Raw genomic sequence first — 15,168 nt, forward strand, 5'->3', positions numbered from 1 at the left:
CATCAAGCGCTGAGCGCGGCGTTACTCGGAGTCGACCGCAGTGATGGGTTTCATCAACGGCCTTTTCAATGTCGGCGGGCGGCGTGAACTCGCCGGCCCGCTTGCAACCGTCGTCAAGGCCTATGCCGCTGCCGCCGGCTTGTGGGTGCTGTGGGAGACGACCTTCGCGCGGATCGACGCGCTTGCCGCAACCGCGGTCTTTCTGTGCCTGATGCTGCCGCCGTCCTTCATTCTGGTCAGGGCGAGTTCTTCGGCGAGCGCGACGCGTGTGCCCTGGTACGACTGGATTCTGGTCGCAGTCAGCCTCGCGACGGCCGGTTACTTCGTGTCGATGACCGAAGTCATCGCGACGCGGATCAGCCTGTTCCTGCCGCTGACGACCGTCCAGACCATCGCCTCGCTGTCGATCGTTCTGCTTGCGCTGGAGATCACCCGGCGCACCGTCGGTGTCTTCCTGATGCTGATCGTCGTCGCCTTCACGGCCTACAATCTCTTCGGCCATCTGATCACCGGCCCGCTCGGCCATGGCTATATCAGCCTCAACCACTTTCTCGACGTCAACGTCTTCACCGGGGACGGCCTGTTCGGCGTGCCGGTGCGCGTGGCGGCGACATACGTCTTTCTCTTCGTGACCTTCGGCACCTTTCTGGAAAAAGCCGGCGGAGGTGAGTTCTTCTTCCGTGTCGCCGCGGCCATTGCAGGGCGTTCCCATGGCGGGCCGGCGAAGATCGCCGTGATCTCGTCGGCGCTGTTCGGCACCATGTCCGGCAGCCCGACCTCCGACGTGGTGACGACCGGCGCGATCACCATCCCGATGATGAAGCGGTTGAACTATTCGCCGCGGCTGGCCTCGGCCGTCGAGGTCGCCGCTTCGACGGGCGGCAGCATCCTGCCGCCGGTCATGGGCTCGGCTGCCTTCATCATGGCCGAGTATACCGGCATCAGCTACATCACCATCGTGATCGCCTCGATCATTCCGGCGATCCTCTACTATGCCTGCATCATGATGCAGGTTCACCTGCGCTCCGAGAACCTCGCTCTGCAGGGTCTCGGCCGCGAGGAAGTGCCGCCGCTTTATAAGACGCTGCGCGAGGGCTGGGTCTACATCCTGCCGCTCATCGTTCTCGTCGTTGCGCTCGTGCAAGGCTATTCGCCGACGCTGGTCGCGGTCTTTGCCACGGCCTCCGTCGTCGTCGCCTCGTGGTTCCGGCCCGGGCACCGGCTCGGCCCGGCCGGCATCTATGACGGGCTTGCGGCAACGACGATACGCATGCTGGGCGTCACGGGCGCCTGCGCCGCGGCCGGCCTCGTCATCGGCGGCATCACCATGACCGGCCTTGCGATGAAGTTCTCCTACATCACCTTCGCTCTCGCGGGCGACAGCATGGCGATGGGGCTCGTTCTGAGCGCGGTGGTGACAATCCTCCTCGGCCTTGGGATGCCGACGCCGAGCGCCTATGTTCTCGCCGCCGTCCTGATCGGGCCGACCCTCGTCAACGAGTTCCAGATCCCGCTTTTGAACGCCCATCTCTTCTTGATGTATTTCGCGGTTCTGTCGGCCATGACGCCGCCCGTCGCCGTCGCAGCCTATGCGGCCGCAGCGATCTCCGACGCCAATCCGATCGGCATCGCGCTCAGCGCGTGCAAGCTTTCGCTCGCCGCCTTCGTGCTGCCCTTTGCCTTCGTCTACGCACCCAGCATCCTCAATCCTGCTTTTGAGCTGAATACCGTCGTTCAGATCACCACCGTGTGCCTCGGCACGGTTTTCCTGGCCATCGGGGCCGAGGGCTTCCTGCGACGGCGGATGCGGGGCCACGAGCGCGTTTTGATGATCGCCGGCGGGCTGCTGATGTTCACGCCGAGCTACATCGTTTCGGCGCTCGGCATCGTGGCGGCGGCAGCGGCCGTCGCCATGATTTCCGTCCGGGGCCCGCGCGAAAGCCGGCTGAGTGCGTGAGACTTGCAGCAACCGCGTCTTGAACGCTGTCTGACGGTGCGGAGATGGGCATGACCGAGCGACGCGAGCAGGCACCTTCGGCGACAGACGACCCGGCGGCGGAAGATCACCCGCCGCGCCATCAAAACGTGCCACGCGGGCCCGTGTCCGGAGGAGGCGATGCCGGCGGTTCCGCGTCCTCGGTGACGGCCAGTATGGACTACGTCTTCACCGAACAGGTCGGCTATCTGTTGCGCCGTGCCTATCAGCGGCATCTGTCGATCTTCCAGAACAATGCCGCGATCGAGAACCTGACGGCCGTTCAGTTTTCGACGCTTTGCGCGCTGGACGAGGGCGGAAGCCGCTCGCAGGCCGAACTGGTGAAGGCGACCGGCGTCGACCAGGCGACGATCCGCGGTATCGTGGAGCGGCTGAAGGCCAGAGATCTCATCGCGCTCTCCAAGGATCCCGGTGACGGCCGCAAGGTGATCATCGCGATCACCGAAGAGGGCAGGGCGGCGCTTCGCGCGATGACGCCCTGCGCGATCGCGTCGAGCGAGGACACGCTCGGCCCCCTTAACCACGGAGAACGGCTGGCGCTCATCCACACCTTGCGAAAGATCGCCGACGTCGGCGACGCCGGCTGAAAGACGCGCCGCGCGTGATCAGCCGCGCCGGGACCTGCCGGCGAATTTGCAGCCCCCGCTCGGCCGCCGGAACCTGGCGCCGGCTCACGCGGCCATCGATCTGTTGCAGGGCACGGCTGTCCATCGGCCGTGTTGGCGGATCGATCATGTTCCCGGTTCCGGCGTCGCGAACCTTCGCAAGTGTGTCGGCCTTGATCGGCTGCGGCCTGCCGTGCAAGGATGCTTGAATGCGTATTCAAGTCACGGCTGGCCAAGCGTAATGCACAGTTTCGATTTCATCGTCGTCGGTGCCGGGTCTGCCGGCTGCGTTCTCGCCAATCGCCTTTCGGAGGATGGCACGCATTCCGTTCTTCTGATCGAGGCGGGGGGATCGGACCGCCACCCGGTGTTCTCGATTCCGCTTCTGGCCGGCGCCGCCTATTTCTGGAAATCCAGCAACTGGAACTATGCGACCACGCCGCAGAAGGGCCTCGACGGGCGCTCCGTCGTGTGGCCGCGCGGCAAGCTGCTCGGCGGTTGCTCGTCGATCAACGGCATGATGTACATGCGCGGCACCCGGGCCGACTATGACGTCTGGCGGCAGATGGGCCTTGCCGGCTGGGGCTATGACGACGTCCTGCCGTATTTCATTCGTGCCGAGAACAATCCCGAGCGACCGGACGATCCCTTTCACGGCGTGGGCGGCCCCTTGCATGTGGAAAAGGCGAAGGCGGCGAACCCGCTCTATCAGGCCTTCCTCGAGGCGGGCTACGACGAGGGTTTCCGCCGCAACGACGATTTCAACGGCGCCCGGCAGGAGGGGCTTGGCCGCTACGACTTCAACATCGCCGGGGGCCGGCGTGTTTCCAGCGCGACGGCCTATCTGAGGCCAGCCGAGGGGCGTCGCAACCTGACCGTCTGGACGAAGACGATGGCCCGCCGCGTGCTTCTGAAGGACGGTCGCGCGGTCGGTCTCGATGTCGTACGCAAAGGTATGCCGCAGACCGTGACCGCCAAGCGCGAGATCGTGCTGAGCTGCGGGGCGATCAATTCGCCCGCCCTGCTGCAATTGTCGGGGATCGGCGCGCCGGAGATGCTGAAAAACGCCGGCGTGGAGCCGCTCTTCGACGTGCCGGAGGTGGGGCGCAATCTGCAGGATCACATGGGCGTTTATCTCAAATATGCCGCCAACCAGCCGATCACGCTCTACTCGCTGTTCCGTCCCGATCGCGCCGCCGCGAGCCTGTTCCGCGCCTATGTTTTCGGCAGCGGGCCGGCCACGGCGGTGCCGCTCGAAGCCGGCGGCTTTCTGAAGACGCGCCCGACGCTCGACGAGCCCGATATTCACGTCACCTTCGTGCCCGGCCTCAATCTGGAGACGACGCGGGCCGGCCAGGGGCGCCATGGCTACATCGTCAGCTACTATCAGCTGCGGCCGGAGAGCCGGGGACAGGTCACGATCACCTCGCCGGATCCGTCCGTCGCCCCGCTCATGGATCCGGCCTATCTCAGTGCCGAGCACGATCGGCAGGTCATGCGCGATGGCCTGAAGCTGGTTCGCCGCATCGCCGAAAACCCCAGGCTGTCGCGCTACAAGGCCAGTGCCATCTCGCCGGTCGAGGCGGATCTGGCGAGCGACGACGCGATCGACGCCTGGGTTCGCCAGAACGGCGGCACCGTGTTTCATCCGACCGGCACCTGCCGGATGGGCGCGGACGGGGGGGCGGTCGTGGATGCGGAGCTGAAGGTTCGGGGCATTGCCGGATTGCGCGTCGCCGATGCGTCGATCATGCCGGCGATCGTCAGCGGAAACACCTCCGCGCCGACGATGATGATCGCTGAAAAAGCGGCCGACATGATGCTGGGCAGGCCCGCGCCGGCACGCCAGATCGAGGCGACTTCCAGCCCGGCCGCAGCCGTTCCCGGTCAGGCGTAACTCGGGGTCTTGGCTTCTGCGAGTGGCTGAAGCCGGGCGTCCTCGCGGGCCCGCCAGCAGCGGATCATGCGGCCTTCGCCGTCGGGCAGGAGCTTCTGCGGCTCGCTCACGCAGCGATCCAGCCGATAGGTGCAGCGGCTGTAGAGATAGCAGCCTTTCGGCAGGTCGATCGGGCTTGGAATTTCGCCGGCGAGCGTATCCTGATTGACCCGATCGACGCGGCGGTTCGTCACGTCCGGCGACAGATGGGAGGCGATCAGCGCTTTGGTGTAGGGGTGTTTGGGATCGCCGAACACCTCTTCGGTGGTGCCGATCTCGACGATCTGGCTGAGATACATGACGACCACGCGGTCACAGACCTCGCTGACCGTCGTCAGATCGTGCGAGATGAACAGGAAAGCGAGGCCGAGTTCGCTCTGCAGGCGGCGCAGAAGCGCGATCAGGCCGCTGCGGGCCGCCGGCGCGAGCACCGAGGTCGGCTCGTCGAGAATGACGAATTCCGGGTCGGTGGCGAGCGAGCGGGCGATGTTGACCCGTTGCAGCGCCCCGGCGCCCAGATCACGCGGGCGCCTCTCCAACATGCCCGGATCGAGATCGACCAGCGCCATCAATTCTTCTACGCGGGCGCGCTTTTCGGCCTTCGACAGGTTCCGGTGGACGTCGAGCGGTTCCGACAGGATCTTCTCGATCGTCCAGCGCAGATCGACGCTGTCGTATGGATCCTGAAGAACGATCTGCATGCGCGCGCGAAGGGCCTTTAGCTCGGCCGGCCTCAGCGCGTGAACGTCCTTGCGGTCGAACACCACGCTGCCGGAACTCACCTCGAACAGGCGGATGATCGACCGGCCGACGGTCGACTTGCCGGAACCGCTCTCGCCGACGAGACCGAGCGTTTCTCCCGGCATGACCTTGAGGTCGAAGTCGCTGACGGCATGAACCTTCTTGTCGGAATTGGCGATCGCAAAATGCTTGCTGAGGCCCGAAACCTCCAGCAGCGGAGCCGTGTCGCCGCGCGGCGTCGCTTCGGTTCCCGATCCGCGGGCCTTCGTTTCCGTCTGCCTGTTTCGCGTCCGTGCGAAATAGCTTCTGGTGTCGTCCTGATCGACGATACGACCGTTTTCGAGGACGATGACTCGGTCGCAGTAATTGGCGATGACGCCGTCGTCCTGGGTGACGAGAAGCACCGATGAGTTCGTGCTTCGAACCGTCTGCCACATCTGGTCGAGAAACTGCGCCTGGATCGTCACGTCGAGGCCGCTCGTCGGCTCGTCCGCCACGAGCAGCTTGGGCATCGAGGACAGCGCCATCGCGATCAGGACGCGCTGCGCCATGCCGCCGGAGAGTTCATGGGCGAAGGCGTCCAGCCGGCGCTCGGGGTCGTTGATGCCGACCAGCTGCAGCATCTCGAGCGCGCGGCGGCGGGCATCGCTGCCGGTGCCTTCGTTGTGCGCGCGCCAGGCTTCGCCGATCTGCCGGCCGACCCGCAGCATCGGATGCAGCGCGGAGCGCGGATTTTGAACGATCAGCCCGATGTTCCCGCCGCGCACGTCCCGAAGCTGATGGGCGGGCATCGACAGGAGATCCTGTCCCTCGAGGCGCACTTCGCCGGCGACGATCTCGCCCGGTGCCTTGACGAGGCCGAGCATGGCGTAGGCCGCCGTCGACTTGCCGCTCCCGCTTTCACCCAAAAGGCCGACGATCTCGCCCGGGCCGACGGAAAAGCTGATCCCGTCGATCGCCGCTCTGCCATTGAACGCGACGGTGAGGTCGCGAACGTCCAGGAGGGGAGCACCGCTTGCCGATGGATCGTGACCAGCCGCCATATTCGTTTCCCCGTCCGTCACGCCTCGGCACAGGCCGCAAGAGCGTGTTCCAAGGCATATCTGAATTCGCATTCACGGCGATCTGACGTATCGTTGTCAACCGTGTTTTGGCGCTGCGATGCACTTCTTATCGGCATTTATGCCGCAATATTGGGCAAAACACGCCAATAAATGCGCTTGACAACGAGTAGCGGTCATCGATGATTGAATTCGCATTCAAAGTCACCTGGGGGACAGTCATGCGCTTTTCGTCTACGGATGCCAAAGTGTCGCCGAACCGCAGAAGACGTCGAGCGCGAGCGTTGGCGCTTGCGGCGGGCGCCATGCTGGGATTGACCGCTTTTCTGCCGGCTGCCGAAGCGGCGGACAGCTCGCTTCTCTTCCTGGCAGAGGACGTCCCCTCCGGCCTCGACCCCGACGGCCCCTCGATCGCCATTCCGACGACCCAGCTCGGCATGGTGCAGCTGCTGGAGCCCCTGATCGCTTATGCCGACAAGGCCTCGCCCAACGAGGACGGGGTGAAGATGCCGGACTTTAGCAAGCCGGTCGGACGGCTTCTGGAAAGCTGGAGCTACGATCCGGGCACGCTGACCTGGACGCTCAAGCTTCGTCATGGCGTCAAGAGCTGTGCGGGCAACGAGTTCACCGCCGACGACCTCCTTTACACCTATGCCCGCGCTCTCAACGTGGGCGGAGCGGTGCCGAACGCCTGGTTCCTTCTGAACATGGCGAGCGTGAAGGGGTTCTCGACCGACGTCTTCAGCTCTGATCCCGAGGTGGCGAAAAAAGCCAAGACGCTCGGCGACGGCGTGCGCAAGGTCGACGACTATACGGTCGAGGTGACGCAGACGGAGCCGAACCCGCTTTTCCTCGTCAACATCGCGGTGACGATCTCCCAGGGGGTCTTCGATTCCAAGGCCATGAAGGAGCACGCAACGGCCGACGACCCCTGGAGCTACAACTACGCCAACAACGTCAACCTTCCCTCCTTCGGGCCGTACTGCCTCGAAAGCTGGACGAAGAACTCGGAAATCCGGTTCAAGGCCAACCCGAACTACTATCGCGGCAAGGCCCCGATCGAACACGTGATCATCAAGAAGGTGCCGCAGGGCGGCAACCGGATCAGCATCCTGCGGTCCGGTCAGGCGCAGCTGATCCAGGGCATGACGCCGAACCAGTATGACAGCATCCGCAAGATGCCGGGCCTTTCCGTCAGCGGCGTCTACGGCAATGAAGGGCTGTTCGTGGTCATGAACTTCAAGAACCCGCCCTTCGACAACATCAAGCTGCGCCAGGCGATCGCCTATGCCATGCCCTACGACCGGGTCATCCAGGTCGGTTACGGCGGTCAGGCGAAGAAGTGGGAGAGCGTCGTTCCCTCGACCTATCCGGGCTTCGTCGCGCACGAGCCGCCCTACACCTACGATCCGGAAAAGGCCAAGCAGCTTCTGGCGGAAGCCGGATATCCGGGCGGAAAGGGGCTGGAGAAATATGCCGACCAGTTCAAGCTGACCTATGTGAGCGAAAAGGAAACGACCCTCGGCCCCGTCGTCAACCAGATCCGTTCAGCGCTCGCGGCCGTCGGTCTGCCGGTGACCCTCGATCCGATCCCGCAGGCCCAGTATGGCGACCGTCAGATCGTCAAGAAGGATCTGGCCTTCGCGATCAACGATCAGGAAAAGCCGATCGGTGTCGATACCGGCTACGCGATGCAGCTGTTCTTCGTCTCCAAGGCCGCCGGCGGCATCAACAACATGGTGAACTACGACAATCCGAAACTGGACGCCATGTGGGCGAAGGCTCGCGTCGAGCCCGATACCGCAAAGCGGGACGAGATCCTCGCACAGATGCAGAATATCCTGATGCGCGATGTCGTCTGGCTTCCCGTCGTCGAGTTCAAGACGCAGTGGGCGCACAGCGACAAGCTGAAGGGCTTCACCTGGAACCCCGGCAACTCGCTGCTGCTCTACGACCTGCATTACTGAGCCGAACGAGGGCGCTCTCAGACCGGGAGCGCCCTTCGTCCGCCAAGGGACAGGGTCCATGCTGACGCGTTTTCTCCTTCGCCGCATCCTCACCAGCGCCGTTCAGATGTTCGCGCTGACACTGGCGGTGTTCTTTCTGGTGCGGCTCCTGCCCGCCGATCCCGTCTCGCGGCTCGTCGGCATGAATGCTTCGCCCGAGGCCTATGCCCAGGCGCAGCGCAGCCTCGGCCTCGACCAGCCGGTATTCACGCAGCTTCTCAACTATCTCGGACTGGGCTCGAAATCGGGCCTCTTGCAGGGCGATCTCGGGGTCTCGTGGCTGACCAACACGCCGGTCGTGCAGGAGATCGGGATGTCCTTGCCGATCACCCTGGAGCTTCTCACCTACAGCTTCCTCGTCACCTTGATCGTTGCCGTGCCCATCGGCGTCATGAGCGCCGCCAATCCCGGCAAGCTGGTCGACAAGGCCGTGTTCATCTACGGCCTGTTCGGCGGATCGCAGCCGGAATTCTGGTGGGGCCTTCTCTTCGTCCTGATCTTCTTCTCGACGCTCGGTGTCGCCCCGGCGCCGCTCGGCATGATCGATCCCCTGATGCTGCCGCCACCGCGGGTCACCGGATTCTATACGCTGGACGCTCTGATCGCAGGGGATTTCGCGGCGTTTGCCGATATCCTCCACCATCTGATGCTGCCGGTCCTGACCATGGTCTTCGTGCTCTCCGGCCCGGTCATCAAGATGGTGCGCCAGAGCATGATCCAGGCCCATGCGTCCGATTTCGTGCTTTATGGAACCGCCATCGGCCTGCGCCGGGGAACGCTGACCAATTACGCGCTCCGCGCCGCGATCGCGCCGACGCTGACGCTCGTCGGCATCTTGTACGGCGTCATGCTCGGAGGCGCCGTCCTCGTCGAAAACGTCTTCGCGCTCGGCGGCATCGGGCAATATGCGGTGCGCTCGGTGCTCGCCTTCGACTACCCGTCGATCCAGGGCATCGTCCTCGTCATCACGGCGATCTCGCTGCTCATCTATCTCGCTCTCGACATCCTCTACGCTCTCATCGATCCGCGGGTGGTCTATTCATGACGCAGGTTCCGCCATTGTCCGCGGCCGTTCCCGCCCGTCGCCGCAGTCGTCGCCCTGCCATTCCGTGGCTGCTCGGCTTTGCCGTCGTCTTTGCCGGCGGGGCGATCTTCATGGCGGCGTTCGGCGGCTATGTCGTCCCCTTCGATCCGACCGACAGCGCCTTCATGCCGAGCATGCCGCCGCCCGCCCTGAGCGAGGTTCCGGGGCTGCTATGGTCCCTCGTCACCGGTTCGCAGACCGAACCGATCCACTGGTTCGGAACCGACTCCTCGGGCTTCGACGTCTTCTCGCGCGTCCTGTGCGCGCCGCGCATCGACCTTTCGATCGCTCTTGCCTCCAACGCCTTCGCCTTGCTGATCGGGATTCCGTTCGGCCTGATCGCCGGCTCGTTCCGAAACCCCTTGACCGAACTCATGATGCGGGTCTCGGACGTGCTGCAATCATTTCCGGTCTTCATCTCGGCGATGATCCTCGTCGCGCTCGGCGGACAGTCGATCATCAACGTCATCCTGGCGCTGTCGCTGCTTTATGCGCCGATCTATGTCCGGCTGACCCGGACCGAGGTTCTGACCCAGAAGAGCAAGGGGATGGTCGAGGCCTCGCGGGCCATCGGGCAGAGCGAACTGAACATCGCGATCAAGCACATCCTGCCCAACTCCATGGGGCCGGCGCTGGTCCAGAGTTCGGTGACGATCGGCTTTGCCATTCTCCTCACCGCCGGCCTTTCCTTCGTCGGTGCCGGCGTTCGCCCGCCGACGCCGGAATGGGGGCTGATGATCGCCACCGGTGCCAACGACATCGTGCTCGGCCAGTGGTGGACGTCCGTGTTTCCGGGAATCGCGATCTCTCTCACCGTCTTCAGCTTCGCCGTGATCGGCGATGCGCTGGAGCGCCGCTACAACCGCTGAGACGCCGGCAACGACCGCCCCGCGAGCGTCGTTCCGGCGCACAGATCGGCCGGCCGGCGCCGGCTTGCAGGGAAGCTCGGCATCGCCGGGCAAAGGCCCAAAACGGGATGCCACAATGAACTGGGACTACATCGTCATCGGCTCCGGCTCGGCCGGTTCGGTCCTCGCAAACCGCCTGAGCGCCGACCCGCGCAACCAGGTGCTTTTGTTGGAGGCGGGGGGAAGCGACAGCCACATCCGCTACAAGCTCCCCGCGCTCTGTGTCTCCTGCATGGGGCATCCGGACGCCGACTGGGCCTTTCAGTCCGAGCCCGATCCGAGCCGCGAGGGGCGAAAGGACGTCCTGTCGCGCGGCAAGGTCCTCGGCGGGTCGAGCTCGATCAACGGCATCGTCTATGTGCGGGGCAATCGCGGCGACTACGACCATTGGGCCCAGCTCGGCAATCGCGGCTGGGACTACGACACGATGCTCGGCTATTTCCGCAGGATCGAGGGCAACCGGGACGGCTCTTCGGATACCTACGGCAAGTCGGGCCCCGTGGTCGTCGGCGAGTTGCGCGGCGTCCCGCCGATGACCCGCGTCTTCGTCGAGGCGATGGCCGAGATCGGCGTCCGCAAGAACCGGTCCTACAACGGCGAGCCCTCCGACGGGGTCTCGATCGCCCATGCGACGCATCACAAGGGCCTGCGCTGGAGCGCGGCGCGGGGTTATCTCCACCCCGTTCGCAGCCGCAAGAACCTGACCATTCTCACCGGCGCCAACGCGCGGCGCATCCTGTTTCAGGGAAAGCGCGCCGCGGGTGTCGAGTTCGAACATCGGGGCGAATTGCGGACCGAGGCCTGCGACGGCGAGGTGATCCTTTCCGCCAGCACCTTCAATTCCCCGAAACTCCTGATGCTGTCTGGCATCGGGCCGGCCGGCGATCTTCAGGATCTCGGCATCGAGGTGCTGCATGACAGCCCGGGCGTCGGCAAGAACCTGCACGATCATCCGGCGAGCTACGTCAAGGCGCTGGTCAACCAGCGCACGACCAACCAGGAACTGGGTGTTTTCGGGCGGCTCAGGCACGGGCTGACTTTCCTTGCAACGCGGGGAGGGCCCGCGACCTTCGTCCAATCGGCCGTCGCCTTCGTGAAGTCGCGGCCGGAACTGGAATATCCCGACATCCAGTTTCACTTCGGCGCCTATGGCTACGAGCTGACGGATGCCGGATTTCGGATGCTCGACGTGCCGGCGGTGACGCTTCAGCCGAACGTGAACCGGCCGCGCAGCCGCGGCACCGTGAAGCTCCGCTCGAGCGATCCCTTGGACACGCCCGAGATCCAGATGAACCTTCTGGGCGATCCGCACGACGTCGAGACCCTCGTCGCCGGCACGCGGATTGCCCGCAACGCGTTGAAGACGAAAGCCTTCGCGCCCTATCTCGTGCGCGAGTTCGCGCCCGGCCCCGAAGTCGAGACCGATCAGGACTGGGAGCGTTACACGCGCCGCGTGGCGGGCCATGTCTATCATGCCTGCGGTACCTGCCGAATGGGCGTCGATCCGGCGGCTGTGGTCGATCCGGAACTCAGGGTTCATGGGGTCGAAGGGCTGCGGGTCGTCGACAGTTCGATCATTCCGCAGATCCCGAGCGCCAATCTCAACGCGATCAGCATGGCGATCGGCGAGAAGGGCTCGGACATGATCCTGGCCGCCCGCAGATAGCGACGCGCCTAGCGGCGCCGACGCGCTTCCGCCTTCCCGAACGTCCTTCGTCGCGCCCATCCGTGTGCCGTTCCGCGACATCGCGGCGAAGGTCGGCGGCGCTCTCCCGTAGCCAATTCCCTCTTCTGGAAATAGACTGGACGCCATTTCAGTGTTTCGGCTTGCTGCGGGACGCTTTCCCCGGCCTGTCCGGAGATTTGTCCCAGCTCGGCATGGCCGGAATTCGTCACGCACCGCTTCGAGTCAGCAACAGACGATGGTTCCGGAAACAAAGTCGCCACCGATCCTTCGGCAGATTTCGATCCAGTCGGTGATGAAGATCCTCGTGAAGGGGCCCCGTTCGCGCGCCGATCTCGCCACGGACACCGGCCTGTCGAAGCAGACCATGTCGGATGTCATCCGAACGCTGGAAACATCCGGCTGGGTGCGCGAGGTCGGGACGACCACGGGCCGGCTTGGCCGCTCGGCAATTCTCTACGAGATCAACGGCAAAGCCGGGGTCGTCCTCGGCCTCGACATCGGCGCGAGCCGGTTCAAGCTGGCGCTGAGCGACGTGAGGGGCGCGCCGCTCGCCGCGCGGGAACTGGCAACCGCAAGTCTGAACTTCGAGCGCCTCGTCGACGAGATCGTGACACGGGCGAGGGAGTTCGTATCCGAGGTGGCGGAGGGCCGCCCCTTGCGGTTTACCTGTCTGGCGACGCCGGGGGTCATCAATCCCGAGACCGGACGTTTGACCATGGCCCCGAACCTGCCGGCTCTGACGGGTCTCGATCTGACCGGGGCCCTGCGCAAGGGGCTCGAATGCGATGTGATCGTCGAAAACGACGTGAATGCCGCGATCGTCGGCGAGCGCTGGCAGGGCGAGGCACGCGCGACGGAGCACGCGGCCTATGTCGCCTTGGGCACAGGCGTCGGGCTCGGCATCGTTTCCGGCGGTCGCCTGATGCGCGGGGCGACGGGAGCGGCCGGCGAGGTGTCCTATCTGCCGATCGGTCACGACACGCTCGATCCCGAATCGATCGATCGCGGCGCGCTGGAGCGCTCGCTCGGCATCGGCGGCGTTCTCGCCGACTTCACCGTCCCGACCGGCGGTGCGGCCGCGACCATCGAGGCTTTTCGCGAAGCGCTCGGTGCCGGGGACCCGAAAGCCCTGGCCGCGCGCCAGCGGATCGGCGAACTCGGCGCGATGCTGGTCCTCTCGGTTCAGGCGATGTTCGATCCGGAGGTGATCGTCGTCGGCGGCGTTCTGGGGCTGGCGCCGCCGGTCTTCGAAGCGCTGTGCGAGGAGGTTGCGCGCCGGACGCGGCGCAAGATGGCCCTGAGACGGGGCGCGCTGGGCCTTCAGGCGACGGTCACCGGCGCGACCTATCTCGCTCTGACCGGCATGTTCACCCAGATGTTTTCGCCCAAACTCGAGCGCCAGTGGCTCGATCTTCCCTGGCCGACCGACGAACGGGCGGCGTGACGCATGACCCGGGCGGCGTGAGCGATCAGCGCGAGAGGCGCGACAGGTAGACATGGGCCGGCATCGCCGACCAGCCCTGCAGCAGCGAGCCCCGCCCCCAGGGCGGCGCGAAATATTCCACCGCCCCGCACCAGCCGTTTTCGAGGCATGTGCGCCACCAGCGGGTGAGGGCGTATGTCGGATCGCCCGCCTCGTGGTCGACGAGCTGCTCGGCGTAAAGGCCCGTCAGATAGGGCCAGTCGGAACCGTTGTGGTAGCGATAGGGAAAGGCCGTCTTCTGCCGCGTGTCGCCGCGCCGGGCGAAGGGCGGAAAGGCGCACATCACCCCCCAGTCGCCATAGGGCTGCGTCTCGTTGTGCCGCGTCTCGAGGCTCTGCCTCGCCCGTTCAAGGACCGTCTTTGCCCGCTCCGCCGTGGTGGCGCGGTAGCGCAGGAGGGTGAGGCTGTCGAGCGTCAGATGTTCCTCGCGAAAGTCTCGCCGGTCGCCGTAGTCGGCGTAATATCCCGCTTCGGTCAACAGCTCGGTGTCGAGGCTGGCGCGCGCTCGGCGCGCTGTCTCTGACGCTTCTTCGGCGAGTGCCGGGTCGATCGTCCTGCCAAGCCTCGCGATCGCGTCGAGCGCGCCGATCCACAGGCCGACGTCGTAGCTGACATAGCCGTGGCGATAGACGTTGTCGGCCCAGTCCCTGTCGTTGCGCGGTTTGTAGGGTAGCCCGTTGCCGTGTTTGTCGAACCCTCGGTAACGGCGATAGATCGCGGCGATCATCGGCCAGTGACGTTCGAGGGGAAGGCGGTCCTTCGTCGCGTCCGTGTAGTCGGCGATGGTCAGGACGAAGAACAATGGGCTGTCGAAATGGTCCGACCACCAGTCACCGGGGCGCAGATGCTCTTCGGAGACGATCGCGTGGTTCTGGCGCACGATCTCCCAGCGCTTCGACTGTTCGTCGCCGGTCAGGATCACGCCGCTCGGCGCCTCGCCATCGGGCTGCAGGCCGCGGGCGAGGAGTTCGATCTGACCTCTGACGGCCTCGGGGGCGCGATCGAGCAGGATCTGGAGGGTCCAGTAGCCGTCGCGATAATAGGTCCGCGCCGGCGCCGAGTAGGACTGACCGGCGGCAAGCCCCGCGAAATCGCCCGAAGCGTCGCGGCGAATGCTCGACAGGCCGGCATGCAGCCCCTGCGATACCATCGTGCGGATCAGCGGCTCGGCGCCTGCAGCGGCGTCGCAGGAGGCCGCATAGTCGCGGGCCTCCTTGCGGATATCGTCGTCGGAGAGTTCGAGGCCGCTTCTGGCTTCCTCCAGCGTGTCGCCGGCCGCGATCCGCACGCTCGTGCCCGAGCGCTCGATGATCGTGGTCCCCCAATCGGTCCGCACGATCTGCCGGTCCCCCCGTCGTTCGATCTTCCGGGCGGGTTCGGGCTGCGACCACCAGGCGCTACGCCGGGCCGGCGCGGAGCGGCGAAGCGCTGCTCCGGTGACGAGGACGACCGGTCTGGACTGCGCCACATAGAGCCCGCCGCCGTCCCACTCGGCAAGGTTCGGAACATAGGTGCAGGGGCCTTGGGGAAGGGCGAAGGACAGCGTGGACAGATGTCCCGCGCCCCAGACCGACAAGGTCAGGCGGCCATCGGGATGGAGATCGCCCTGAAGGCGCGGCGCCATGAATGGGAACAGGACAGGCTTTGGCGCGAGAAGCGTT

Annotated in this window: 10 protein-coding genes; 8 read left to right on the forward strand and 2 right to left on the reverse strand. The window is 65.2% G+C overall.

What is annotated here, in order from left to right; translation table 11 throughout:
- Positions 1-43: 43 nt before the first annotated feature.
- The 3 genes from J6595_RS09410 (at position 44) to J6595_RS09420 (ending at position 4,498) form a co-directional block, all read left to right on the forward strand.
- Positions 44-1,957 carry a TRAP transporter permease gene (locus J6595_RS09410; protein ID WP_209594224.1) on the forward strand — a complete coding sequence of 638 codons (1,914 nt, stop codon included), beginning with the start codon at positions 44-46 and terminating at the stop codon, positions 1,955-1,957.
- 194 nt (positions 1,958-2,151) lie between these two features.
- Positions 2,152-2,583, forward strand: a complete 432-nt coding sequence (locus tag J6595_RS09415; RefSeq protein ID WP_209594491.1) for a MarR family winged helix-turn-helix transcriptional regulator — start codon at positions 2,152-2,154, stop codon at positions 2,581-2,583.
- Between the two features lie 259 nt (positions 2,584-2,842).
- Positions 2,843-4,498, forward strand: coding sequence for a GMC family oxidoreductase (locus J6595_RS09420; protein WP_209594225.1), 1,656 nt, complete (start codon positions 2,843-2,845; stop codon positions 4,496-4,498).
- Here the strand turns inward: J6595_RS09420 and J6595_RS09425 are convergent.
- Positions 4,489-6,321, reverse strand: coding sequence for a dipeptide ABC transporter ATP-binding protein (locus J6595_RS09425; RefSeq protein ID WP_209594226.1), 1,833 nt, complete (start codon positions 6,319-6,321; stop codon positions 4,489-4,491). The genes J6595_RS09420 and J6595_RS09425 overlap by 10 nt on opposite strands.
- Positions 6,322-6,644: 323 nt before the next feature.
- Between J6595_RS09425 and J6595_RS09430 the strand changes: the two genes are divergently transcribed.
- The 5 genes from J6595_RS09430 (at position 6,645) to J6595_RS09450 (ending at position 13,468) form a co-directional block, all read left to right on the forward strand.
- A complete protein-coding gene (locus J6595_RS09430) occupies positions 6,645-8,306 on the forward strand; it encodes an ABC transporter substrate-binding protein (RefSeq protein ID WP_209594227.1) in 1,662 nt (553 codons plus the stop codon).
- Between the two features lie 58 nt (positions 8,307-8,364).
- The gene (locus J6595_RS09435) at positions 8,365-9,390 is read left to right on the forward strand and encodes an ABC transporter permease (protein ID WP_209594228.1); all 1,026 of its coding nucleotides are present in this window, start codon (positions 8,365-8,367) and stop codon (positions 9,388-9,390) included.
- The gene (locus J6595_RS09440) at positions 9,387-10,298 is read left to right on the forward strand and encodes an ABC transporter permease (protein WP_209594229.1); all 912 of its coding nucleotides are present in this window, start codon (positions 9,387-9,389) and stop codon (positions 10,296-10,298) included. The genes J6595_RS09435 and J6595_RS09440 overlap by 4 nt, the downstream gene beginning before the upstream one ends.
- A 115-nt stretch (positions 10,299-10,413) precedes the next feature.
- Positions 10,414-12,003 (forward strand): GMC family oxidoreductase, encoded by a 1,590-nt coding sequence (locus J6595_RS09445; protein ID WP_209594230.1) that lies wholly within the window; start codon positions 10,414-10,416, stop codon positions 12,001-12,003.
- A 256-nt stretch (positions 12,004-12,259) separates the two neighbouring features.
- Positions 12,260-13,468, forward strand: a complete 1,209-nt coding sequence (locus J6595_RS09450) for an ROK family protein (RefSeq protein ID WP_209594231.1) — start codon at positions 12,260-12,262, stop codon at positions 13,466-13,468.
- 25 nt (positions 13,469-13,493) lie between these two features.
- On the opposite strand, the gene J6595_RS09455 is transcribed toward J6595_RS09450, so the two are convergent.
- On the reverse strand, positions 13,494-15,131 hold the full coding sequence (locus J6595_RS09455) for a GH116 family glycosyl hydrolase (protein WP_209594492.1): 1,638 nt from the start codon (positions 15,129-15,131) through the stop codon (positions 13,494-13,496).
- Positions 15,132-15,168 lie beyond the last annotated feature (37 nt).

It is taken from the genome of Jiella mangrovi (assembly GCF_017815135.1).
Classification (GTDB): domain Bacteria; phylum Pseudomonadota; class Alphaproteobacteria; order Rhizobiales; family Rhizobiaceae; genus Jiella; species Jiella mangrovi.

Excerpts from the sequence above, each read along its gene's own strand:
- J6595_RS09415 (WP_209594491.1), top strand. The coding sequence starts at position 2,152 with ATGGACTACGTCTTCACCGAACAGGTCGGCTATCTGTTGCGCCGTGCC.
- J6595_RS09430 (WP_209594227.1), top strand. The coding sequence starts at position 6,645 with ATGCTGGGATTGACCGCTTTTCTGCCGGCTGCCGAAGCGGCGGACAGC.
- J6595_RS09425 (WP_209594226.1), bottom strand. The coding sequence starts at position 6,321 with ATGGCGGCTGGTCACGATCCATCGGCAAGCGGTGCTCCCCTCCTGGAC.
- J6595_RS09440 (WP_209594229.1), top strand. The coding sequence starts at position 9,387 with ATGACGCAGGTTCCGCCATTGTCCGCGGCCGTTCCCGCCCGTCGCCGC.
- J6595_RS09455 (WP_209594492.1), bottom strand. The coding sequence starts at position 15,131 with ATGGCGCCGCGCCTTCAGGGCGATCTCCATCCCGATGGCCGCCTGACC.
- J6595_RS09450 (WP_209594231.1), top strand. The coding sequence starts at position 12,260 with ATGGTTCCGGAAACAAAGTCGCCACCGATCCTTCGGCAGATTTCGATC.
- J6595_RS09420 (WP_209594225.1), top strand. The coding sequence starts at position 2,843 with ATGCACAGTTTCGATTTCATCGTCGTCGGTGCCGGGTCTGCCGGCTGC.
- J6595_RS09410 (WP_209594224.1), top strand. The coding sequence starts at position 44 with ATGGGTTTCATCAACGGCCTTTTCAATGTCGGCGGGCGGCGTGAACTC.
- J6595_RS09445 (WP_209594230.1), top strand. The coding sequence starts at position 10,414 with ATGAACTGGGACTACATCGTCATCGGCTCCGGCTCGGCCGGTTCGGTC.
- J6595_RS09435 (WP_209594228.1), top strand. The coding sequence starts at position 8,365 with ATGCTGACGCGTTTTCTCCTTCGCCGCATCCTCACCAGCGCCGTTCAG.